This is a genomic window from Syntrophomonas sp. UBA1041 (assembly GCF_002316705.1).
Classification (GTDB): Bacteria; Bacillota; Syntrophomonadia; order Syntrophomonadales; family Syntrophomonadaceae; genus DTU019.
Genome location: NZ_DCEA01000016.1, coordinates 1 through 24459, shown reverse-complemented (window position 1 = coordinate 24459; position 24459 = coordinate 1). Strand labels below are relative to the sequence as shown.

The following is a 24459-nucleotide window of genomic DNA, read 5'->3' as shown; positions in this document are numbered from 1 at the left end:
GGATGATATTTGATTACTCCAATAACGATAGAACCGATCGGGGTGGTGCATAATGATTTCCTCAAGCCGGATCGTGTACGGGTTGAGGTGCCTAAAACTACCATCGAGATATTTCCACAGTACAGCGAGGCCATGCTGCGCATGGAAGAACATTCGCATCTATGGATAATCGGGTGGTTTCATGAGGCCAGAAGAGACCTCTTGCGGGTGGTTCCCAGGATTAATTTGGAACTGCCGGAATATGGAGTATTCGGATTGAGGGCTTACAGCAGGCCTAATCCCATTGGTTTGACGGTTGTAAAGCTGGAGGGAATAGAAGGCAATATTTTATCGGTAGAGGGCCTGGATTTCATAGACGGCACCCCGGTAATAGATATAAAACCTTTCTATGGGCAGGATATAGTTTTTTCACCGCGTGCCCCCTACATAAGACCCAGCCAGTCTGGCATGCTGGAACAAATGATGTTCAAAACAGCTTTGAATCACCATCAGGAAGAATGCGATCAGCTTATCCTGGCAGTCAAAATGTGCCTGGCCGCTGAGCAAATCTTTGGTCAGTTGACCGCCGAAGATTTAAAGGTGTATATTGAGGGGACCCGCTGCCTGGCCGACAGCATACAGGGGCTGACCAGAAGCCGCCTGGCCAATCCGGAGCGCTTTACTTTCCGGGAAGACTGTGAGAAAGCACATAGCAGTTGGGAAAACGGGAATCTTTCTGCCACTATAACTCTGAAAAATGGTGTCGGGATAAACAGTCTAAAAGATCAGCCCTATAAAAACCTTTTTGATATAAAAATCGAACACAGTCTAAAATAAGGAGAAGAAACATATGAGCGAACAACTGTGGCAAGCGGTGCACCAGTTTCACGGCCATATCTGCCCAGGCATCGCTGTGGGCTATCGGGCCAGCATCCTGGCCCTGAGACTCCTGGGGCTGGAAGGCCAAAATATTGGCGCCACCCATACGGTGATTGTCGAAAATGATGTATGCGGAGTGGATGGAGTACAGTATGTGACCGGATGCACAGTCGGAAACAGCGGACTGGTGATCGACAATAGGGGAAGGCAAGCCTTCAACTTTATCTCAAAAAAGGGCCAAGGCATTCGTGTGGCTCTAAAATACCCGCTATGGGGATCGAATCATCCCATCGAGCTGCATCAGAAGGTCAAAACCGGGGTGGCCACCGATGCCGAGAAAGCCGAATTTTTTGCCTTGCGCGACGTTCGGGGCAAACTGTTGTATGAGCTCTCAGACGATGAGCTGTTCAACGTCGCCGAGATTAATGTTCATCTTCCCGGCAAGCCCCGGCTGCATCCCATCGTCACTTGCTCCATATGCCGGGAAGAGGTTATGCTTCCCTGGTCGGTGGAGCATGAAGGGGGCCGCGCCTGCGAAGTGCATTTCAAATAGTATCTATGGAGGTATCCGCTGATGTACATTGGTGACGACGCATTAGAAAGATTCATCAAAGAAGACATCCCTTACATCGATCTCACCACCCTGGTGCTGAACATAGCCGGGAAAAAGGGGCGTATCGGTTTCGAGTGCCGCGATGAGGCGGTAATTTGCGGAACGGAAGAAGTGCTGAGAATCCTGGGTAAACTGAACGTAACCCCGCTCCATCATCTGCCTTCCGGAACCCGGGTCGAGCCTCACACAGTGGTATTGGCTGCAGAGGGCAGTGCCGATAATCTGCATATGGCCTGGAAAGTCTGCCAGAATATCCTGGAATATGCCTCTGGTATAGCCACCCGGACATCGCGGATACTAGCCCAGGCACGGACGGCTAATCCCGGTATCGAATTATTGAGCACCAGAAAGATTTTCCCTGGAACCAAGGAGCTTTCAATTAAAGCGGTCGTAGCCGGTGGGGGGACGCCTCACCGCCTGGGCCTTTCAGAGACCATCTTGATATTCGAACAGCACTGGGCTTTCCTGGGCGGGTTTGATAACCTGATGAGCAGGATTTCCGCTCTCAAGGCTAAAAACATTGAAAAGAAGATAATCGTTGAGGTCGCCTCTGCGGCGGAAGCCATTGAGGTATGCAAAGCCGGTGCAGACGGGGTGCAATTTGACAAGATGCCTTATAACGAATTGCCGCAGGCTGTGAAGATATTGCGGGGCATAAACCCTGACCTGGTAATCCTGGCGGCTGGCGGGATAAATGAAGAAAATGCCGCCAATTATGCAGGAACCGGCATAAACGCTATCGTCACCACCGCCGTTTATTTCGGCAAACCCGTCAATTTCGGCGTAAACATAAGACAGTCTGAGGCTTCGTCTGTCCAGCCCTAACGGCCATGAAAACAAGAGTAAAAACAAGCCCCGGCAAAAAATCAACCGGCCCTTCTCATGCGGAAGGGCCGGTTAGCTATAAGTCGGCCTCAGCAGCCTCCCCAGCCTGCGCAATCCGCCCAGCATTGCTCAACTGTTTAGCATAAGCATAAGCATCCGCATCAAAACCGAACTGTTCCAAAACTCCGCGCGGCATAGGTGCATCTATAGCCCTTGCGGCTGTTGCACTTTCTCTTTCATCAGGGTTGTAATTAATAATTATTTAATAAATAAATAATTGCTGCTTAAGCAGTGGGTGCCAAAATATAACCATAGTCCAATGTAAGAATTTGAAACAAGAGGTGGAGGATCATGGACCAGGCAACCGTTTTAGAGGCATTCCGCATCAATAAAACCTTGGGGAATAAAAAAGTGGTTTCAGATCTGAGTTTCAGCGTCATGCAAGGAGATGTTTTCGGCTTTCTAGGTCCCAATGGAGCGGGTAAAACCACCACCATACGAATGCTGCTGGGCCTGATCGCCATGGACAGCGGCTCAGTCAAAATTAACGGTTACGATACCAAAACGGATTTTAACCGGGCCATCGGCAAGGTCGGCGCCGTGGTGGAAACCCCCAAGTTTTACCCCTATTTATCGGCTTACCACAATCTGAGGCTCATTGCCAATCTGCACCCTGAACTGCCCAAATACAGAATTGGGGAAGTTCTGGAAATTGTGGGTCTGGCTTCAAGGGCTAACGATAAAGTAAAGACCTATTCCCTGGGCATGAAGCAGCGCCTGGGCCTGGCCAGGGCTCTGCTCAATCATCCCGGTCTGGTTTTCCTTGATGAACCCAGCAATGGTCTGGATCCTCAAGGAATGATCGAAATCAGGGAAATGATCTCTCAACTTGCTCTTGAACAGGATATTACATTTTTTATCACTTCTCATCTGCTCTATGAGGTGGAACAAGTCTGTAATAAAGTTGCGATACTCAAAGAAGGCCGTCTTATCACCCAAATGCCGATGAAAGAACTGTCGGCCTCCCAAAATGAAAAAGTCGAGATTATTACCGGGCAAATCAGCGCTGCTATAGAAATTCTCCGGGAAAGGAGTATGGTCAAATCAATCCATCCCCGCGCAGGGAGTTTGATAGTAGAAATCGAAAAAGGTTGCTCTAATCAAATCAATCAGCTGCTGGTCTCACAACAGGTGGAAGTAGATTATTTAATACCGAAAAATCAATCTTTAGAAGAGTTTTTTATAGAACTTACCGAAGGGGGTAAGAATATTGCATAAATTAATAGCCAACGAAGTCTTCAAGATTTTCGCCCAGAAAAAAATCTATGTCTTTATGATCATGATCGTCCTGTTTTCATTGCTGCCGGCGATTGAAATGGCCCTGGGATCAATAGACTTCACCCTGAATGGTCAGAATTTGCCTCTTTATATGCTGGCCACCATTAATTCCATCATACCTATTTTCCTCATTGTAACCCTGGGGGATTCGATTACCGACGAACATGTGAGCGGAACCCTGAAGCTTCCGCTGCTTCATGGGGCCTCACGTACAAGGCTGTTGACTGCCAAAATCCTGGCTCTGATTGTGCCGGTAACAGTTCTCCTGTTTTTAGGAATGATGGCAACTTATCTGATTGGCGCTTTACTTTTCGGCTGGGGGGATCAATTTATCTATAATGGAAATGTTTTTGCCACTGAAACCGGAATACTATCGACGATGGGTTCATACGCAACCTCAATATTGCCGCTTATGGCTTTCGCCGCGGTGATAATGCTTATTTGCCTGCAGTTTCCGGGCAGCGGAGCGGCTGTGGCAACCTCCATCGGGCTCTTGCTTCTCTTAAGTTTGGCGGGGCAGCTTGTGGAGAATATCCGGCCTTATTTGATTATCACCTATTTTCATGAGTTCCCTAATAGTTTGTTTTTTGGCGGAAACGGGAGAGAAATCACTTTGAGCTTGATAGTGATGTTTGTTTATGGAGTTTTTTCTTATTTAGGCAGCATTTATCTGTTTAAGAAAAAGGATCTTCTATATTAATAGCCATTGAATCATTACAGCTATAGTATTTGCGATATAATGTAGGGGAAAATTTACTGGGACGGTGGATCAATTGGCACGAGAAAAAATCCTGGTTGTGGATGATCAAAAAGAGATTTGTGATCTGGTTCGGGACTATTTGGAGCTGGAAGGCTATAGCGTCATAGCGGCGTATGACGGGGAGGAAGCTATAAAGCTTTACCGCCGGCATAAACCGGTTCTGATCATCCTGGATGTCATGCTCCCCAAGCTTGACGGCATGGAAGTGTGCCGGCAGATCAGAAGCCAGTCAACCGTTCCCATTCTCATGCTGAGCGCCAGGAAGGGCGATGTGGATAAAATCTTGGGTCTGGGGCTGGGGGCCGACGATTATATCACCAAGCCTTTCAGTCCCGGGGAACTGGCAGCCCGGGTAAGAGCCCAAATCCGCCGTTTTACCCAGCTCTCTGCACCTTTTGAGAAGCCTCAGTATCTTCAATTTGGAGATATGAAAATAGACAGCAAAGGGTACACCGTTGCTATAGGCGCCCGACAAGTTCAATTATCGTCCAAAGAATTTGAGATCCTGTATTTTCTAGCACTTCATCCACAGCAGGTTTTTACCAGAGAACAAATTTTTGACCGCATCTGGGGTTTCAATGAATATGGAGACATCAATACAGTGACGGTCCATATCAGAAGAATACGGGAAAAAATTGAGGCCGATCCGTCTAAACCTGAATATATTAAAACTGTTTGGGGGGTAGGATATAAATTTGATCAAAAAGCTAATGAAAGCGGGGATTAGGTCCCGACTTATTTTCTCGATGATTCTGATCATCATTGCTCCTATTTTGTTTACCCTGGGCTTCCTGACGATCAGCCTGAGCGGCTTGAAAGATCAGGCCGCCAGCCAGTTGAATGAAATCGAACAGATCAACAGAAAACTGATGGACGGAATAGTGGCTTCTTATAAGGATATCGACCATCCGGATGAATTTTACCGAATGCTGGCTCCGCTGCTTGACGAATATCAGTTAAATCTGCATATCACTGATAACCTGGGCCAGCCAGTATTCGACTCCGCCAGGTATTCCGGCAAAACCAGACCGGAAGCGGCGCTCACCGGAAATCAGCATAACTATCATCTTCCTATTGTGGTAAACGGCAACATCGCAGGGACTGTCACCGTTATTCCCGATCCCGATGTTCCGCCTTATAACATATACACCAGAATGACCACATATGTTTTCCTGAGTATCGGGGCCGGGTTTCTTTCTTTAATTGTTTTATTGGTTCTTTTTACCCACATCATAACCAAAAGCATCCTGCATCCCTTGAAAGAGTTGAGCCAGGCCACCGATGAAATTGCGCGGGGCAATCTAAACTATGAGTTAAAGCACCAGGCTGCTGATGAAATTGGGCAATTTGCCAAAGCTTTCGATCTCATGCGAATCAGACTGCAACAATCCCTGGATAAACAAGCGGCTTATGAATTGTCCCGGAAACAATTAGTCGCTAATATTTCTCACGATTTGGCCACTCCGATTGCTATTATCAAAGGATATGTGGAAGGTTTGGAGGATGGGGTGGCCAGGGATGAAGCAAGCTTTAAGCGTTATTTAGGGGTGATAAAGGACAAATCGGAACAATTGGACCGACTTGTCGAGGATCTCAGCCAGTATTCAAAGCTCGAATTGGGACGCCTGGAAATCAAAAAAGAACTGACCGACTCCAAGCCAATGTTTGAAAGAATCCTTAACTCCTTTGAGACGTCCTTTGAGAACTCCGCTGTTAAATTCCATGTAGTGCGTCCACTGACCTCTGTTCTTGTTCATGTCGACAAACACCGTATTGAGCAGGTCATGGATAATTTGATTAAAAATGCTCAAGGCTATTCCGGTGATCATGCTCTGATCGAAGTTCAAATAAAATCTCTGGACAATCATTTACAGGTGCAAGTAAAGGATAACGGGATCGGGATCTCTGCAGAGGATCTGCCTTATATTTTCGACCTTTTTTACAGAGGAGAAAAGTCCAGGTCGAGGGAATTCGGCGGAAGCGGCCAGGGGCTGGCCATCAGCAAGTTTATTATCGAAGCGCATGGGGGAGAAATGTGGGCGGAGAGCACTCCTGGCAAAGGAAGCACTTTCTTTTTCACCCTGCCTCACACGGCCCGGTAATACTTGCCGCATCATCTCATCCTATGTGGAAACCAGGTTGACGCAGTCTGCCAAGAGAGGAGAGGAATATATGGATAACAGGGGAGTGAACTGGAGAAAAGTAAGCCTGTTTGTGGCCTTGACCTTTGCCTGTGCCGTTGCGGTTGGCGCCATCCCGGCCATTCTGCACCTTAAATGGGAGGGGACCGTGGCGGTCTTATGGGGCATGATTTATATGCTGTTTCCAGCTCTGACGGCGGTCTTTATAAGAAAAGTCCTGTATCATGAAGCTGTGAAAGCCCCTTTAAGAATTTCCTTTCGTTTCAATCGCTGGTTTATAGTGGGGTGGTTCTTGCCTCTGGCAGTGGCCTTGGGAACGATGGCCGTCTCCCTGTTGTTCCCGGGGGTTTCCTTTTCTCCGGATATGGCCGGGATGTTTGAGCGATACCGGGATATCATGACGCCGGAACAGATCGCCCAAATGCAAGACTCCCTGGAGCAGCTGCCGCTGCACCCGATTTTCCTGACGATTGTGCAGGGATTGCTGGCGGGAATTACTATAAACGCCTTATTCGCATTTGGAGAAGAATTGGGGTGGCGGGGATTTTTACTGCAGGAATTACGTCCGCTGGGGTTCGCCCGTGCTTCACTGTTTATCGGGTTTATTTGGGGGCTCTGGCATGCTCCCCTGATTCTTCAGGGTCACAATTACCCTCAGCACCCGGTTACAGGCGTCTTTATGATGATTCTGTTCTGTATGCTCTACACCCCGTTGCTCAATTATATAACCATCAAGGCTAACTCCGTGATCGCTGCCGCGATCATGCACGGTTCCATAAACGGCCTGGCCGGAGTGGCCATTATCATGCTGCAGGGAGGCAATGATCTTACTGTGGGTATTACCGGGGCGGCAGGTTTAATCGTTCTGGGTATATGCAATATTGTTTTGTACCGGGCCACCAACAAATACTCTGCAGTGACCGGTTAGCACCACTCAGCCGGGTGTGCCGCGGGGTGACCAAAAAGGATCGTCACCATTTGTCACCCCATTTTCTTAGAAATCCCTTTTTATATAGATGCGCAGTGAGATATAGTACGAAATCAGCAGTATTACAATCATGATTACAGACCCCATCAGGATCAGCTGCCAGGATTGATTTTGCGCCAGGCTGGTAACAGCTTGAACCCAGGGCCTTTGAGGGTTGTTGATCAGAAACTCCGCGATTTGAACCGGGGCGAAGAATATCAGCAGGAAGATCACAACGTTGACTGCGCGGATCCAGGTTGCTCCGGCCCAAAAGTATATGGGCAGGGACAGAGATGCCAACAGCAGCACGCATATTATGGTGGTTATGACATCCGCCCCGTTCAAAAGACGGTAGTCGAAAGGCGCCGGCATCAGACTGAAGGGTATGCCTACTGCCCCGACTATCATCAGCGCGACTATGGTGCTGGTCACAATGGACAGGTATTTAGCCGCCACGATTTCACGGCGGGTGATGGGCAGGCTGTTGATGATGATATCGCTGTTATTTTTGTATTCTGCTTGAGCGATGCCGATGATGGCAATATAGGATATGCCAAAAGCGGCCATGCTGTAAGTGAAATCCTTGAAAACCGGGTTGGCGAATACGGTGAACAAAAAAATACTGTACAACCCGCCAAAGATGAACATCTTCTTCTGCAAGATGAGTTCCTTTTTAATTAACTGCTGCATGGCGGTCCCTCCTTACGGTATAGAGTATGATGTCGTCCAGGCCCGGTTTTTCATACAGGGCCCGGTTGCCCAGCAGACTTCGCAGCTTGCCGGGCTGATCGCTCAAGCCCTCAAAACCGAAGTCGTTTTCCCTGACATTCACGAACAGCGGTCGTGAAGAAGCGTCGAGCAGATCCTTGGCGCCCTTAACCAGGAGGTACTTTTCCAGCACGTTGTCCCGGGTATCCGCCACTATTATCTTTCCGTTGCTGATAAAGCAGATGTAGTCCGCGATGCGTTCCAGATCGGAAGTGATATGGGAGGAAAACAGTATACCGCGCTTTTCATCCTGCATCTCATATTGCAGGATATCCAGCAGTTCGGAGCGAAACACCGGATCCAGCCCTGAGGTGGGTTCATCCATCAGGATGAGTTCGGCCCGGTGTGATAGGGCCAAAGCCAGAGAATACTTCATCTTCATGCCCCGGGATAGATCTTGGATCTTTTTTTTGGCCGGCAAATTGAATTCTTTCATGTATTTGCGGAACAATGCCTCATCCCAGTTGCGGTAAAAGGGGGCAATTATCCCTTTCATCTCCTGTAGTGTGAGGTTATCGTAAAAATGATTTTCATCATAGACAAAACCGATTCTTTGTTTTATCTCCTTCTCATGAGTACGGTTATCCAGGCCGAACACCGAGATCCGACCGCTGTCCCGCCGCAGCAGGTTCATGATCAGTTTGATGGTGGTGGTCTTGCCGGAGCCGTTGGGCCCTACAAACCCCATAACATAACCCCGAGGAAGACTGAAGGAAATCTTGCCCAATTGGAAATCGGGGAAGCTCCTCTTCAAATCCTTAACATCGAGAATGGTATCCATTGCTAAACCTCCCTGTATAACAGTTCTAACATCTCCCGCAGTTCTTCCAGGCTCAGACCCAGAAGAATGCTCTCTTTGACAACCTCGGCCAGACGGGTTTCAATCAGGTTCATACGCTTTTCCCGAAGCATTTCCCGGTTCTGAGGGGCTACAAAAGAGCCCTTGCCGGTGACCGTCTCGATAAAACCGTCCCGCTCCAGTTCATCGTAGGCCCGCTTGGTGGTAATGACGCTGATTTGCAGCTGCTGGGCGAGGTTGCGGATCGAAGGCAGAGCATCGCCTGGCTGCAGCTCCCCTTTCAGGATATGGCCCTGGATCTGCCGGCGTATTTGTTCGTATATCGGGTCGGGTGACGCGTTGGAAAGAATAATGCGCACGATTAAGCCTCCATAGAGTATACCATATATACCTTGCATAGTGTTTATAATTAATATATACAGTATGTAAGGTTGCCTGTCAAGAGTGGTTATGAACTTTAATCTGTGGCATCTACTGCTGCGATGCGTGGAAAATGACAAGGAATGTTGTCATATAAAAAACCAAAAGGTATGATTAAGCCTTTTATGCTGATAAATTGTCAAATCTAACAAAAGGAAATACAGTTAATTTAAAGAAGTTTAATAAAGACACTCCAATTAATGGAGGAATAGAGTTGCAATATATACCGTGGTTTCTTGTACTATTTATTTCAATTCCACAGGCCGTTTTGGTGATCTACATCGGTTTTAGCTTGTGTAATATCAGTGTGGATTTTAAGAAAAGCATTTTGTGCGCGCTTTTATTTGCTATCGCAACTTATTTTGTCCGGCCTTTGGCTATTCCACTGGTATTAAATACACTTATTCTCACCACATTTTTGATAATCATCACTGGCTTGATACTTAAAATACATCTGAAAAAGACCTTGATTGCCTGTTTGTTGGGAATCATGGTTTCCGGAGTGATTGAAAGCTTAGTTATACAGGTGTTATTGTGGATACGTCCTGATATAGCAGAGAAATTATTGGTTGACGCAGTACTGAATATATTCACCTATATCCCCGTATTTTTAGTCACCATAGCAGTATTATTGGTAGTTAAACGTTTTAACTTTGTTCTAATCAGTCTTGGTGAGCTAGGGGAAAACGATGAACAAAGATAGTGATTATTTTGTGATTATTACTATTCTTTTACAGACCTTACTGGTGATAACCATCAATACTGAAATAATAGTAGTTGAAAACCTGGGTTATCTTAAACAGGCCATACCTTTTATCAATTTAATCATCCTCATCATGTGTGTTATCAGTTTAATTTCGGTAAAAAATATTGGCCGGCACCGAGTCTATAGAACCAAAGCCTTAATGATGAAGAACCATCTTACTCAGGTAGAAGAACTCATAAGAACCCTGCAAGCTGAAAGACACGAATATTCCAAGCATATGCAGGCTATTCAATCATTAATGGGGCTGGGCCGTATTGATGAGGCCATCGATTATATGGACAGTATAACCGAGGGTATTATACCGCAATATGAAATGTGCTACATTGATCATCCGGCTTTATCGGCATTATTGAACAGTAAAAAGGCCGCCGCCGAGAAAAAGGGCATTGACGTGGGAATTTTTTTACATTCGGAATTGTCTAATCTTGATATACCTTCAAGGGATGTCTGCAGTATCGTGGGAAATCTGGTTGATAACGCCCTGGAAGCCGCAGTTGAAGCTGACAAGCCCAGGGTTGAGATTGAGTTCAGGCAGGATCATGATTCTTATATAATCGATGTTTATAACAATGGAGCGGCCATGCCGGCCGGAGTTGATGTTTTTCAAGCCGGAGTGAGTACAAAAATATCAGAATACCGCGGCTACGGTTTATATATAGTCCAAAAACTACTCAAAAAACATAATGGCCAAATAGAAATTAATTGTGATGATAATACCCATATTAGGATCAGACTACCCAGTAAGGTGTTGAAAAATTGATTCAAACGCTATCCAGGAAAATCGCGCAACAGTTAGCCGGCATATTAGAATCCAGTGACAACAGTGCAGCATGGTATGCCTATTCGATAGAGATCCTTTTATTATTATTGATAACTATGACACTGGTTGCAGGGCTGGCATTTCTATTGGGCACTATTAAGAACACCTTGATCTTCCTGGCGATATTTGCCCCGCTCAGGTGTATTGGCGGAGGGGTGCACATGAGTTCGGGAAATCGTTGTATAGTGGTCAGTACTCTTGTTTTTGTGGTTTTTGGCTATTTGAGTACTCTTGAAATCCCCATCAATTTTTTAACGGATCTAATCATAACGGCATTACTGATGGGAATCTACACCACCATAAAATGGGTTCCGGCTGGTACCCATAAATACAATATCACTGATATCAAGGTTCGTTATATCAGAAAAGTTTATATGCTAATCGCCTTAATTATTTATGTCATCACGGCCTTTATTTTGATGCATAACGGTAAATCGGCAGAAAGCGTCGCCTTGACTTGGGGTGCATTGATAAGCCTTCTTCTGATTACCCCCATAGGTTACGGTATCATCGGAGTGGTTGACCACACTGTTGATATAATCGGCAAAAAAAGGAGGTGACATTATGATGAAGAAACTGTTAGTACCATTTGCGTCAGCATTTGCATTAGTATTGACCGTCGTAAGCGCGGCAAACATGAACGCATTTAAACTATTCTTACTCTATGAGCCAGATTCACCGGAAAAGTAAATAGAACAAAAAAAGCACAAAGAAGGGTTTATGTTGTTTGAGGTCCTAATTCTTGAAGACGAAGAATATAATCGGGAATTCTTAAAAAAAATTGTGAATGAAATACCAGAAGTGACAGGAACTTATGCTACTTCAAGCAGCAGTGAAGCGATTGAGCTTGCTCAGAAACATAGACCATCCTGTATTCTCCTGGATATAGAACTATGCCCGGGAGACATCAGTGGATTAGCTGTAGCCAGAAGCATATTTAGTATCAACCCTGACTGTTTTATGGTATTTATCACTGGTTATACTAAATATGCTCTGCAATCTTTTTTGGTCCACCCTTATGATTATATAATTAAACCCATTAATAAATCTAAACTCAAGGCGTTGATCAAAGAGATCGCCGATAAGGTCAGGCAGAGGAATACCATCCCCACCAGCATCATTATCAAAGGGAAAGGTGAATGTTATCATATTAGCAAGGCGGATATTCTATTTGTGGAGAAATATGGCAATGTAGCTTATATACACACCGGCGACAGAATACACAAGCTGTATCTGTCTCTTGACGAAATTGAGAAAAACCTCAGTAGTTCCTTCTTTAGAGCTCACAAATCCTACCTTATTAATTTGAGTAAAGTGAAAAAAGTATATAAAGACGATAACAGGTCATACATGGTCAGCTTTGACAATTACGAGCTGACAGCGAGTATGAGCAGAAATAAATATTGCCAGTATTTACAAATAATCAATGACCAAACCGAAGGGTTCGTTTGTCTAACCCAACCGCCCACGAAAAACGAAGATAGTTAACAAAAACACAGTCCCCGCCGCTTCCAGCAAACCGCCATGGCCCCTCCTGGATTTGCCTTTTATGCCTGGGGCCCCAGGCTGACTCAGAGTATCTAGGAAAATGAAAGGATAAAAAAGGAAATATTTATTGAATATTATACCATAGCAATATAAAATATACTTAAAAGGAAAATATAGGACAATTTTTTCTAATTATAAGCCATCCTGCGGAGGAATAATGTCGGAAGCCGAAAACGAAAACACGATGGGAAAATCCCTGCGAAGCTTAATTATCCTAGCCCAGCTCAATCAAGTAGCACTAGACGGAGTTCAAATAGACCATAGCTTCAACTTGGAAGGGCGAGATCCCAACCGTGATGAAATCATGCTAATCGGAAAAAAATCCAACCTCAAAATGAAGAGCGTCCGGGTACAGACCGGGGCTCTTTTCAAACAGCCCGTTCCATGCCTCCTTGGCGATACCCAGGGAGGGTTTATTGTTTTGGCCAAAATGGAAGAGGGGAAGGCACTGGTGCTGGACCCGGAAAAGGGTCATCCTGAGCAAGTGGGATGAAAAGTTATTATTAGAGCGGTTCTCCGGGGAAGTGATCCTCTGCAAGCATAAGGAAATTACATTGCGGAAGATGACCTTCGGGCTCAAATGGTTCATACCTACCATAATCAAGTACAAAAAGCCCCTGATCGATGTGCTGCTGGCGGCATTTGCCCTGCAGATAATAGGCCTGGCTTCTCCTCTTGTAATGCAGGTTATCATTGATAAAGTGCTGATGCACAAAGGCTTCACCACCCTTAAGGTACTCATGATCGGTCTTGCTGTCATAGTGGTTTTTGAGATGCTCTTGTCCCTGGCTAAGAACTACGTGTTCTCCCATACTACCAACCGTATCGATGTAATCCTTTCTGCTCGGCTTTTCGACCATCTATTCAAACTGCCCCTCCGATACTTTGAAGTGCGCCGGGTGGGAGATACCATAGCAAGGGTAAGGGAAGTGGAGAACATCCGGCGCTTTCTAACAGGAACGCCACTTACCACTATATTAGATGTGATGTTTCTCGGCGTCTACATATTCGTGATGTTTCTGTACAGTCACACGTTAACGTGGATTGTACTGGCGTCATTACCTATTTATGCTGCCCTATCCCTTATCATCACCCCCATGTTTAAAAACCAGTTGGAAGAGAAATTCAACACTGGGGCAGATATGCAGAGCTTCCTAGTGGAAAACGTGAGCGGTGTCCAGACTATAAAGAGCTTTGCTCTGGAGCCCCTCACCCAAAGACGGTGGGAGGATAAAATCGCCAGTTATGTGGAGGCCAGCTTCAAAACCAGCATCATCGGCGGCAGTGCCGGAGCCGTAGGGCAAGCCATCCAGCGTGTAACCGATTTAGCACTATTGTGGACCGGAGTCCACCTCGTCATCACTGGTGCAATTACCATAGGTCAATTCATCGCTTTCCGGATGCTTTCCGGTCAGGTCAGTGGTCCCATACTTCGCATTGTAAACCTATGGCAGGAATTCCAACAGACTGCTGTATCTCTGGAGAGATTAGGGGACGTCTTCAATGCTCAGCCCGAACCTCATTCCGATATGCAGAAAATGCGGTTGCCTACCATTAGGGGATATATCGAATTTCAGAATCTCACCTTCCGCTACCGAATGGACGCACCGGAAGCCCTGAGAAACATTAGTTTTATCATCCCGGCCGGTAAAGTCATTGGGATCGTTGGTCGTAGCGGATCCGGGAAAAGCACCATGAGCAAAGTCATCCAGCGGCTCTATATACCCGAAGGCGGTAAGATTCTCATTGATGGCCATGACATAGCCTTGGCTGATCCACACTGGCTCAGAAGACAGATCGGTGTAGTGCTTCAAGAGAACTTCCTCTTCAACGGCACCGTCAAAGACAACATCTGCATTCATAAGCCGGCTGCGGCCATGGAAGAAATAATCAACTGTGCATCTATGGCAGGCGCCCATGAATTCATCCTGGAGCTCCCCGAAGGATATGATACCCAGGTTGGTGAAAAAGGTGAAGCCCTCTCCGGGGGGCAACGCCAGCGTTTGGCTATCGCCCGGGCTCTTCTTGCAAATCCGAGGATATTAATCTTTGATGAAGCCACTTCGGCCCTAGATTATGAATCGGAAAATATAATCCAGAAAAATCTTGCCAAAATTTGTGCAGGCCGTACTGTTCTCATCATTGCCCATCGTCTCTCCACCCTGCGAAGTGCTGATGCCATCATGGTGCTGGATAAAGGGAATCTTGTTGAGTACGGCCCGGAAAAGGCTCTCCTGGCTCATAAAGGACTTTATTATCATCTTTACAATCAACAATTTGGCAGTGTGCCGCCAAAGAATAATGCCCAATCGTTTACGCCGGGGCGGCAGGCAGAGGTATTTGCATCGTCTGTACCCGCCGCTCCTACTGCATCCTCAGCTGAAGCTATAAAGGACGACAGCCAGGAGGTTACCGCATGAAGCTGTTTAAGATTGATAAAGAAAAAGACTACCGGACAGAATTCCTGCCTGCTGCCCTTGAAATCATCGAAAAGCCTGAATCGCCACTGGGAAAGCGCATTATTTGGGGCATCCTTGCCATCATTATCCTATGCATACTGTGGGCAATTATAGGACAGATAGATGAAGTAGCCACAGCCTCTGGAAAACTGATTCCAGATGGTAACATTAAAGTCATTCAGAGCATGGAGGGCGGAGTTATCACTGCCATCCATGTGCAGGAAGGCCAGCATGTTGAAATGGGCCAGCTGCTAATCGAACTGGACACTACTATTAACGCGGCTGAGCTTGATAAACTAAAAATCGCCCTGGACACCGCCAGGGTCGAACGGGCCTTGCTCCAGGCAGCCTGGGAAGGGAACAGCAGTAAGATTGACACCCTCCTGCAAGAGAACAGCAGTCTAGGTATCGACCCCGAAGTGCTGCTGCGCCAAAAGGAACTGGGTACCTTGAAGCAGCAGAAACAGTCCCAGATGCAGAACTCCCTGCGCACCACCGTTGCCCAGAGCGCCGAAGAACTTACCATGGCCCAGAAAACCCTGGGTCAGATCGAAACAAAGATCCGCATCCTGGAAGATGAGGTGCGAATCCAGAAAACGTTGACCGATGCTGGTGCAGTTGCGGCTCAGGACCTCATAAAAAAGCAAAACGAGTTAGAACTTATGCAACAGCAACGGGATTTTCAATTATCCCAGATCGATTTTTATCAGACCCAGATAGACGGAAAACAAACCGATGTGGCCCTGAGTACTGTGGACTACCAGAAAACAGTTATGGAAGAACTGGTTGCTAAAGATAAAGCCATCCAGGAACTGGAGAAGGAAGTAGAGAAAACGGCCAAACGCCTCAGCCTTCAAAGCGTCATCGCCCCTGTTGACGGCATTGTGCAGGGAGTATCTGCCAACACGATTGGGGGTCTTGTAAGCAGCGAAACTCCAATCGTTACCATAGTGCCCGACAACACCCCTCTAGTATTGGAGGCCATGGTTCTCAACAAAGACATTGGCTTCGTACACACCGGCCAGCAGGTGGACATCAAACTGGATACCTTCCCCTTCCAAAAGTATGGCGCCATCCCTGGTGAAATCGTTAATATCAGCCCAGACGCCATCGAGGATGAAAAGCAGGGCTATGTATACAAAATTAAGGTAAAACCCCAGGAAACCACTCTTAAAGTCGGAAACAAAGATATGCCCATCAGCCCTGGCATGACCGCCCAGGCAGAAGTGAAGACCGGAACGAGGAGAATTATTGAGTTTTTCCTGCCGGGGGTGGAAGAGGTCAAGGATGGGTTTGAGCTAAGATAAAGAATCAGAATTGTGCGTAAAAAACTTATTATGGTGACAGAGGAGATAGCATGAATAAGAAAATATTTTCCATGCCCCTTAATGCAACCATGAATGGAGACGAAATCAACCGGCTTTTCGTACCCTTTGTGAAGGAATATCATGACTATCTGTACGATATTTACTTTTCTTGCTTTTTGCCGCCTTTCACCAATGATGCCATGGGCATTGGCAATGTATATTCAGATGAGGCAACACAGGATGTATTCGGGTTCATGATGTGGTGTCAGGATCGGTTTGGAGTTAAGGCTTCTGCCACCTTCAATAATTTTTCAGTGCTTCCCAATGAGGAAAACCTAGAACTATTCATCAAAAACCTGAAGCCCTATTACGATGCGGGTCTGCGGTCAGTGACGATCCCTCATTCACATTGGATCAGAACAGGCCGGATTAAGCAAGAGTACCCGGAGCTTTTGGTGAAGAACACGGTACTGCGCCGAGTGTACAATGCGCAGGAATATGCCAATGCAGCTGAAGGTGGATTTGACCTGGTGAATTTAGACTGTTCAGTTATTCGAGACAGGGATGCACTGACCGAGCTCAAAGCGGCGTATGATCACTATAAAGTACCTATTTCACTTCTGCTAAACGAAATATGCCGAGGTAAGTGCCCTCTGCGGGATGAGCATTATTACCTTAACTGCAATTCAGACAAAGATAGTGCATATTTTTCACAAACCATCTCATCTGTAAGCTGTTCCAAATGGAGGAAGGAGATACCGCATTTCCAGCTGTTGGTGGCCGATCTGCCTAGTACCAGAAAGGGAATTGAAGAATATCTGGAATATGTGCAAGTGTTAAAGCTTCAAGGAAGGATAATGCGACAGCTGTTTGAGAGTTCAATGGACATTGTGAAACGGTATGCGGCGGGAGAGGAGATTGTCTTTTTAGCTAAGTACCAGTACTTTGAATCTCTGGGTTTGAGTGATAGAAACAGGGAAGCGTGGGAGAAAATCACCCGCAACTGCAAGTTCAACTGCTGGAAGTGCAATACGTGCGAGACTGTGTTTAGTTCAAAGGCGGCTAACGAATAGTGCAAAACTACCTGCCGCGCCCCAATATTAGCAATAAACATAGATATATGACGACAAAAACAACTAAACGCAAGTTAGGATGGTTGTTGTTTGTGGGGTTTACCACAAGCAAGAACCATCCTAACTTGTGTTCGCAGCAATAAACGGAACAGTCGCTATATACAAATAATTGATCAGGAGGTGAACCAGAAACATTTATTCCTTATTAAAATGATGGAAGGATGAGAAAGATGGCATTTGTAAACGAACATATGACCAAAGAAGAAATGGCTGATTTTGCAGCCAAAGCAATAAAAAATCCGGGTAACAGATTAATGACCCTAAAACCATACCGATGGACAATCGATCGAGAAAAAAACATATTTTTGCTATGGGCACTCCAGGAACGGGAGGAACCACATGACAAATATTTTCTGCTAGGCTGGGAGGGCATATACGTACCGGTGAAATTAAGAGATCTCTGGGTTAAGGGCTCTCCTCGCACATGGGAATTAATCTATATAAAGATCCCGGAGGAGTTGAAAGAAAAACAAAGCGAGATTATCCAAAGTCTAAAAGATGCGCTCGCGGTTTACGGATTTAATGGAAACCCTAATGAACCTTTTAATGCTATGAACCAAAAAACTAGCGTTGAATTTAATTTCTAGTATGCTGAGAGGAGGAACGAGATTTGAGTATTGAAAGTTTATCTTATACTGAGGCTATTGCTCAATTAACAGAATTAATGTCTCATCCTGAGAATGTAACTAAAGCAGATCTGACCGCTATTGTGGAGCGAGTATCAGTAGTAGATCCGCAAGCGGGACCTAACTCTACTACCTATCTATATAGTGGGTCAATAACTGCAGGTTCATATTCAGGCGATCTAGCTGCTGCAATTGCAGAAGCGGAAGGAACTATGGCGAGAATAATAGACCGCACTTCTGCTGGCGAATTTCTAAATGATGTCCGATTTTTAGATTCGTTAGAAACTGCATTCAAAAATGAAAATCCAGCATTCGCCTTGCCAGAGAATGCAACCCAGTTAACAGAAGCGGTTAATAACTACCTATATGATGCAACCGATGGGCCCTGGGCCAACCGCTCTGCCGCATTTGTGGAAATAACCGCCGGAAACGTAGAATGCATCGTTCCCGATGCTCAAACAGGCAGAGTATGGTGGGAAACAGAGCTTCCGAGGCTTCTTGCCAATCAAAATGTTCAGAGCATCAATGGTATTCCTAAAGCGGATCTAATCAGTATTAAGAATGATTTTATAAATGTTGGGTATGCAGAGGGAGAAGCAACAAGTTTCATACGTCAAATCATAACCCTTGAATCCAGGCTAAGACTATCAACAGTTGAGTATGCAACCAATGCCCAGGGTGAAGCCATATGGACTAACATTGCGAAGCTGACAAGCGGAAGCAGCACTATAGCGCCGGAAGGACCCGGAATAACCAAAGTTGCCTGCAGTGATCTCATTGGGGTGCTTAGCCAAACTGACCTGTCGGCATATTCAGAATTAAAATCAGCTATGAATAAGGTAGTCTATACCCCTAAATATTTCGAAGCACTAAACACGACAGGCAAGGTCATAGGTTCAGTGGGCGTCGTATTGATTGGAGTCTCCGCGGCTTTCGCAGCTCATGATGCCTATGAAGCCTATCAAGCCGGTGACACCGCTGCATGTGAAAATATTATTCAGGATTGGCTGCTGAGTATGGCAGGAGCGATTGCCGGTTCTGGAATCACAACGAGCGTGGCGGCACCAATTCTGGCCGGTCTTGCCAGTCTTGGTCCATGGGGCGTTGCCGCTGGTGTCGTGGGCGTATTTACAGCTGGTATTTTTGGGGCTGTCATAGGCTATGAAGCTGGCCATGCCTTCAGCGAACTCATGGACGAACTCCGGGCCCTCTTCCAAGAAGCCGAAGGTATCCGCTCCCCCCTCATCATAGATCTGGACGGCGATGGAGTGGAAACCATCTCTCTTGCCCACGGTATCCATTTTGACCATGACAACAACGGCTTTGCCGAGCAGACCGGCTGGGTGGACCAGGATGACGGTCTGTTGGTCAGAGATATCAACGGCAATGGCCTTATCGATAACGGTTCCGAATTATTCGGCAACAACACGTTACTGAACAACGGCGAAAAAGCCGCCAACGGCTTTGCCGCCCTGGCGGAACTGGACGAGAACCACGACGGCAAAATCGACAGCAGCGATGCCGCCTACAGCCAATTGCGGGTATGGAAAGATACGGACGGCGACGGAGTCACAGATGCCGGAGAGCTTATGAGCTTAGGCGATGCGGGAGTTGCCTCCATAGCCACCGGCTACAATGAGTCAATGGTTACAGACGCCCAGGGCAACCAGCATCTGCAGAACGGAACTTATACCAAAGCAGACGGGACTACCGCTTCTGTTGATGATGTCTGGTTCAAAGCCGACCTGATGCATACCAAAGCAACCGAGATACTGGAAGAAACCCCGGAGATAGCCGGACTGCCTGATCTGCAAGGCTTCGGCAACGTCTACAGTTTGCATCAGGCCATGCTGCGGGACAGCAGCGGACATCTGCATAATTTATTAAATGCAAGTTAGGATGGTTGTTGTTTGTGGGATTTAATACAAGCAAGAACTATCCTAATTTGTGTACGCAGCAATAAACGGAACAATCACTATATACAAATAATTGATCAGGAGGTGAACCAGAAACATTTATTCCTTATTAAAATGATGGAAGGATGAGAAAGATGGCATTTGTAAATGAAAAAATTCCTGAGGCGGACAAGGAAAGATTTAATTCTTTCAGTTTTAAAAATCCAGTAACACATGAACCCAATAAAGCAAATAAATGGACGATTGATCGGGAACGAGACATCTTTTTAGTGGCTTTGGGGGGGAAAGGTGCTTACGTTACGGAGATACCTATGTTTTATGCACTAGTATGGAAAAACAAAGTAATTAATTTGGAGACTTATAGTGATGGTAAAGGGAATTATAAGTCCGGCGTAGAGATGTGGTGGAAAATAACCCGGATAGAGATTCCCGAAAGTTTAAAACCGTATAAAGATCAGGTTATTGAACTGATAAAGGAAGGCATAGATGCACACGGTTCAGGTTATAGAAGGGACCATATTGTAAAAGTGAATTTTGACCGAATTGTACCACCATCATTTATTAGGGAGGTGGAAAGATGACTAATATTAATGATGTAATTGATTATGTTGAATCTTGGCGAGCTAATAATGGAATAGCTGAGAATATAGATCTAATTGAGGCCCAGATGGAGCAATTCGCTAGAGACCTTCAGTATAAAATTGATGAATTTAATTTTGAGTCACCCAAGCCGGGAGCAACAGTCATAGCATATAACGGAGGCATGTACGGTACGGAAATTCCCGCATGGCAATTCGCTGATGTAGCATCTAACAGCAGCAACGGAACCCTAGTGTATATCAGCGATTTTGAAGCAGGGAAACTACTCAATAACCAAGACTTCAAATTCGCCGTGCAACAAGCAGTTGGCGAAGATCTTGCTAAAAATATACTACATGGTACTTTTGATGTCGATGGCAACCGTACACCTTACAGTGTGAACGGGGTCTTGTCTCTGGATGACTACGTTTCCAAACAGATCATGCTACAAGCTGAGGGTAACGTAGTAACCTTTACCACCGAATTAAAAGATCACAGCGTGTTCACCCAAACAGAATTGCAGACTATTTTGGATAACCCCAAGGTAACCTCGATAAACGGTATTGCTAAGGAAGAACTTACTTCTATTTTGAATAATACAAAGTACGGCTTTACTTATTCGCAAAGAATGGATCTGGTCAGAGAAGCCATAGCCATTCAATCCCGAGTAGATTTATCAACCGTTGCTTATGCAAGCGATGCAGACGGTAAAATAATTTGGACTGACGCCGCCAAACTGGCGGGCGGAAGCAGTATAGAAATGCCGACTGGAGCTGGAATATCAAAATATTCTTGCGCCGCACTAATCGAAATGTCCAAGACCGACCTGGAATCCTCCAGCCTTAGATTGACCTATGTCCAAGGCAAATTTAACTTTGCTGAAGGGTTAAATAAACTTGGCTGGGCAGCATTCGTGGTGTCAACCGCCTATGATGCCTATCAGTATAAAGAAGCGTACGATGCCGGTGATACCGTAAAATGCAAACAAATCCTGGGTGATTGGCTGATCGAAGCCGGCGGCTCGGCAGTCGGCGGTACAGCGGGATGGCTTGCCACCGCAAGAACCCTTGCTATACTTACGACCATAGGCGTAGAAGCAGGAGCGGCAGGTGCATTTATAGTTGGAGCTCTAGGAGCTTATATAGGTTATAAAGCAGGGGAATTTGTTATGGACGAACTCCGGGCCCTCTTCCAAGAAGCCGAAGGTATCCGCTCCCCCCTCATCATAGACCTGGACGGCGACGGGGTTGAAACCATATCACTTGCTAACGGCACTCATTTTGATCACGATGTTAACGGCTTTGCCGAGCAGACCGGCTGGGTGGGCCAGGATGACGGTCTGTTGGTCAGAGATATCAACGGCAATGGCTTTATCGATAACGGTTCCGAACTATTCGGTAACAACACTTTACTGAACAACGGCGAAAAAGCCGCCAACGGCTTTGCCGCCCTGGCAGAACTGGACGAGAACCACGATGGCAAAATCGACAACAGCGATGCCGCCTACAGCCAATTGCGAGTATGGAAAGATACGGACGGCGACGGAGTTACAGATGCCGAAGAGCTTATGAGCTTAGGCGATGCGGGAGTTGCCTCCATAGCCACCGGCTACAATGAGTCAATGGTTACAGACGCCCAGGGCAACCAGCATCTGCAGAACGGAACTTATATCAAAGCAGACGGAACCACCGCTTCTGTTGATGATGTCTGGTTTAAAGCCGACCTGATGCATACCAAAGCAACCGAGATACTGGAAGAAACCCCGGAGATAGCGGGACTCCCTGATCTGCAAGGCTTCGGCAACGTCTACAGTTTGCATCAGGCCATGCTGCGGGACAGCAGCGGACATCTGCAGGGACTGGTGGAGCAGTTTGCGGCTGAAAGCGATCCCGAGGTTAGAAAACAACTGGTGACCAATATTATTTACGCCTGGGCAGGCGTGGAAGGAATTGATCCTAACAGCCGAGCTACCCAGGATCATGGCAATTTTATTGACGCCAGAAAATTAGAAGCCTTGGAAGAGTTATTCGGAGAAGAATATCTAGGCACCTGGTGCTGGGGCACTCAAGATCCCAATCCGCACAGCAAAGCGGCGCCCTACCTGCTGCAGGCCTTCGATATGCTGGCTGCTTCCATCTATGCCCAGCTCATGGAGCAAACCCACTTAAAAGACATTTACAGCAGAATCACGTTTACCTGGGACTCGGCTAACGAAACTGTAGCTTTGGATCTTTCTGGAGCAGCGGCATTAATAGCAGAAGGGATTGCCAGTGATCCCGCCGCGGCCAAAGAACTGCTGGGTCAGTTTGTGGCCAATATGTATGCGCTCAAGATTACCGATCAAGTTGATTTCGATGCCTTCAGAGATGCTTTTGTCGCTATTGGCGAAGAATATGTAAGCATCATCGATACGGCCGGAAAGACTGAGATTACTGGTAGCGGCGGCAATGACAAGCTTTATGGCACGAACAACGGAGAAGTCATCTGTGGACTGGACGGAGACGACAGTCTTACCGGCAACGGCGGCAACGATGTTCTGGATGGGGGCTTCGGCAATGATAAGCTGAACGGCGGCTCCGGCAATGATATCTATTTATTTGGCAAAGGCTACGGAGCGGATGTTATTTACGATTATGACAGCACTGCAGGCAACAACGATATAATCAGGATCGCCTCCGGTACTGCCGCCGATGAAATCGAAGTATTCCGCAGCGGCAAAGATCTTCAGCTGCGCATAGCCGCAACCTCCGATATGCTGACTATTAACAACTATTTTGAATCCTATTTGAATGGAACCCAGTTTACTCCCACGGATGACTATAAAGTGGAGCAAATCGAGTTTGCTGACGGCACCTTTTGGGATGAAAGCATAATCCGGGCAAAACTGGGCTATGTCAGTGGCACAGCCGGCAATGACATCATGCAGGGCGGGGAGGGAACCGATACCCTCGATGCCGGCGACGGTGATGATGTCCTGATCAGCAGCGCCGGTAAAGATACGCTGTTGGGAGGCAGCGGCAGCGATACATACCAGTTCAGCAGCGGATTTGGCGAAGATGAAGTCGATGATTTTTCCATTATAAATGGCGAAACCGATGTCATTCAGTTCAACGAAGGCATTCAAGCCAGCGATACGATCCTTAAACGTACAGGCAACAACTTGGAAATTACTTTTGCCAATAGTCCAGACAAACTGATGGTAAAGGACTATTTTTATACAGAATGCTACGGGCCTAATTATTCCAAAATCGAAGCGATACGTTTTGCGGATGGAACCGTATGGGATATAGAAACGGTAAAAGCCAGAACCAGTGTACTGGAAGGAACTGAAAGTAATGATTTGATCAGTCCCTATGATGACGGGTACGATTCTTTTAACCAGACGATTAAAGGGTATGGCGGAGATGATGAAATTTATGGCTACAGAGGTAACGATATTCTGGAAGGGGGTACCGGAAACGATATATTGAACGGCGGTACCGGTACCGATACCTATATATTTGCCCGCGGTTTTGGCCGGGATACCCTGATAGACAGCAAGGGCGGCAGCGATCAAACGATCTTAAGTTTCAACGATATTGCTTCCGGAGAAATCCTATTAAGCAGAGCTTTAGATTTCGGCAATGACCTGCTGATCAAAGTTACAGGCAGTGAAGATGAACTGCGGGTGAAAAACTTCTTCGCCGGCAGCGCAACCCGTATAGACAGAATAACTTTCAGTGATGGGATCGTCTGGAACAAAACAACCATCGAGGATCAGTTTAAAAATCTTATCACCACCGGCACAGAGGCTGCGGACACTATTCAGGGGATGAT

Annotated in this window: 24 protein-coding genes; 21 read left to right on the top strand and 3 right to left on the bottom strand. The window is 46.4% G+C overall.

Going from position 1 to position 24459, the window contains the following annotated elements; translation table 11 throughout:
* The first annotated feature begins 9 nt into the window (after window positions 1-9).
* The 8 genes from tsaA (at window position 10) to B2633_RS03480 (ending at window position 7463) form a co-directional block, all read left to right on the top strand.
* Window positions 10-816 carry a tRNA (N6-threonylcarbamoyladenosine(37)-N6)-methyltransferase TrmO gene (gene tsaA, locus B2633_RS03515; RefSeq protein ID WP_483169172.1) on the top strand — a complete coding sequence of 269 codons (807 nt, stop codon included), beginning with the start codon at window positions 10-12 and terminating at the stop codon, window positions 814-816.
* Between the two features lie 13 nt (window positions 817-829).
* Complete coding sequence (locus tag B2633_RS03510) at window positions 830-1411, top strand: FmdE family protein (protein WP_483169171.1); 582 nt, start codon at window positions 830-832, stop codon at window positions 1409-1411.
* Between the two features lie 21 nt (window positions 1412-1432).
* On the top strand, window positions 1433-2296 hold the full coding sequence (gene modD / locus B2633_RS03505; protein ID WP_483169170.1) for a ModD protein: 864 nt from the start codon (window positions 1433-1435) through the stop codon (window positions 2294-2296).
* A 351-nt stretch (window positions 2297-2647) separates the two neighbouring features.
* Window positions 2648-3574 carry an ABC transporter ATP-binding protein gene (locus B2633_RS03500; protein ID WP_483169168.1) on the top strand — a complete coding sequence of 309 codons (927 nt, stop codon included), beginning with the start codon at window positions 2648-2650 and terminating at the stop codon, window positions 3572-3574.
* Window positions 3567-4334: an ABC transporter permease gene (locus B2633_RS03495; RefSeq protein ID WP_483169167.1), complete on the top strand. Its 768-nt coding sequence runs from the start codon at window positions 3567-3569 to the stop codon at window positions 4332-4334. The genes B2633_RS03500 and B2633_RS03495 overlap by 8 nt, the downstream gene beginning before the upstream one ends.
* Before the next feature lie 73 nt (window positions 4335-4407).
* Window positions 4408-5121: a response regulator transcription factor gene (locus B2633_RS03490; protein WP_483169166.1), complete on the top strand. Its 714-nt coding sequence runs from the start codon at window positions 4408-4410 to the stop codon at window positions 5119-5121.
* 19 nt (window positions 5122-5140) lie between these two features.
* On the top strand, window positions 5141-6496 hold the full coding sequence (locus B2633_RS03485; RefSeq protein WP_483169164.1) for a sensor histidine kinase: 1356 nt from the start codon (window positions 5141-5143) through the stop codon (window positions 6494-6496).
* Window positions 6497-6566: 70 nt separating this feature from the next.
* Window positions 6567-7463 (top strand): CPBP family intramembrane glutamic endopeptidase, encoded by an 897-nt coding sequence (locus B2633_RS03480; RefSeq protein WP_483169162.1) that lies wholly within the window; start codon window positions 6567-6569, stop codon window positions 7461-7463.
* A gap of 66 nt (window positions 7464-7529) precedes the next feature.
* Here B2633_RS03480 and B2633_RS03475 read toward each other — a convergent pair whose 3' ends face one another.
* The 3 genes from B2633_RS03475 to B2633_RS03465 are packed head-to-tail and all read right to left on the bottom strand — an operon-like array spanning window position 7530 to window position 9428.
* On the bottom strand, window positions 7530-8192 hold the full coding sequence (locus tag B2633_RS03475) for an ABC-2 transporter permease (protein WP_483169161.1): 663 nt from the start codon (window positions 8190-8192) through the stop codon (window positions 7530-7532).
* A complete protein-coding gene (locus B2633_RS03470) occupies window positions 8176-9051 on the bottom strand; it encodes an ABC transporter ATP-binding protein (protein ID WP_483169159.1) in 876 nt (291 codons plus the stop codon). The genes B2633_RS03475 and B2633_RS03470 overlap by 17 nt, the downstream gene beginning before the upstream one ends.
* Before the next feature lie 2 nt (window positions 9052-9053).
* Entirely contained in the window at window positions 9054-9428 is a 375-nt protein-coding gene (locus tag B2633_RS03465) for a GntR family transcriptional regulator (RefSeq protein ID WP_483169158.1), read from the bottom strand.
* Window positions 9429-9625: 197 nt separating this feature from the next.
* On the opposite strand from B2633_RS03465, the gene B2633_RS03460 reads away from it, so the two are divergent.
* From B2633_RS03460 to B2633_RS03400, 13 genes are all read left to right on the top strand, one after another.
* Window positions 9626-10192 (top strand): hypothetical protein, encoded by a 567-nt coding sequence (locus B2633_RS03460; protein ID WP_483169157.1) that lies wholly within the window; start codon window positions 9626-9628, stop codon window positions 10190-10192.
* Window positions 10179-11015 (top strand): sensor histidine kinase, encoded by an 837-nt coding sequence (locus B2633_RS03455; protein ID WP_483169156.1) that lies wholly within the window; start codon window positions 10179-10181, stop codon window positions 11013-11015. Before B2633_RS03460 ends, B2633_RS03455 begins: the two co-directional genes overlap by 14 nt.
* Complete coding sequence (locus B2633_RS03450; protein WP_483169155.1) at window positions 11012-11635, top strand: accessory gene regulator ArgB-like protein; 624 nt, start codon at window positions 11012-11014, stop codon at window positions 11633-11635. The genes B2633_RS03455 and B2633_RS03450 overlap by 4 nt, the downstream gene beginning before the upstream one ends.
* A gap of 4 nt (window positions 11636-11639) precedes the next feature.
* Window positions 11640-11765 (top strand): AgrD family cyclic lactone autoinducer peptide, encoded by a 126-nt coding sequence (locus B2633_RS03445; protein WP_481039407.1) that lies wholly within the window; start codon window positions 11640-11642, stop codon window positions 11763-11765.
* A gap of 33 nt (window positions 11766-11798) precedes the next feature.
* Window positions 11799-12563: a LytR/AlgR family response regulator transcription factor gene (locus B2633_RS03440; protein WP_483169154.1), complete on the top strand. Its 765-nt coding sequence runs from the start codon at window positions 11799-11801 to the stop codon at window positions 12561-12563.
* Window positions 12564-12780: 217 nt separating this feature from the next.
* Window positions 12781-13116, top strand: a complete 336-nt coding sequence (locus B2633_RS03435) for a cysteine peptidase family C39 domain-containing protein (protein ID WP_483169153.1) — start codon at window positions 12781-12783, stop codon at window positions 13114-13116.
* A gap of 31 nt (window positions 13117-13147) precedes the next feature.
* Window positions 13148-15043, top strand: coding sequence for a type I secretion system permease/ATPase (locus B2633_RS03430; protein ID WP_483169180.1), 1896 nt, complete (start codon window positions 13148-13150; stop codon window positions 15041-15043).
* Window positions 15040-16389, top strand: a complete 1350-nt coding sequence (locus B2633_RS03425; RefSeq protein ID WP_483169151.1) for an HlyD family type I secretion periplasmic adaptor subunit — start codon at window positions 15040-15042, stop codon at window positions 16387-16389. The genes B2633_RS03430 and B2633_RS03425 overlap by 4 nt, the downstream gene beginning before the upstream one ends.
* Before the next feature lie 50 nt (window positions 16390-16439).
* On the top strand, window positions 16440-17462 hold the full coding sequence (locus tag B2633_RS03420; protein ID WP_483169150.1) for a hypothetical protein: 1023 nt from the start codon (window positions 16440-16442) through the stop codon (window positions 17460-17462).
* Window positions 17463-17713: 251 nt separating this feature from the next.
* Window positions 17714-18109: a hypothetical protein gene (locus tag B2633_RS03415; RefSeq protein WP_483169149.1), complete on the top strand. Its 396-nt coding sequence runs from the start codon at window positions 17714-17716 to the stop codon at window positions 18107-18109.
* A 23-nt stretch (window positions 18110-18132) separates the two neighbouring features.
* Window positions 18133-20046 (top strand): hypothetical protein, encoded by a 1914-nt coding sequence (locus tag B2633_RS03410; RefSeq protein ID WP_483169148.1) that lies wholly within the window; start codon window positions 18133-18135, stop codon window positions 20044-20046.
* A gap of 152 nt (window positions 20047-20198) precedes the next feature.
* On the top strand, window positions 20199-20645 hold the full coding sequence (locus B2633_RS03405; protein ID WP_483169146.1) for a hypothetical protein: 447 nt from the start codon (window positions 20199-20201) through the stop codon (window positions 20643-20645).
* The coding region (locus B2633_RS03400) for a calcium-binding protein (protein WP_483169145.1) at window positions 20642-24459 on the top strand (3818 nt) is incomplete at its 3' end. The genes B2633_RS03405 and B2633_RS03400, both read left to right, overlap by 4 nt.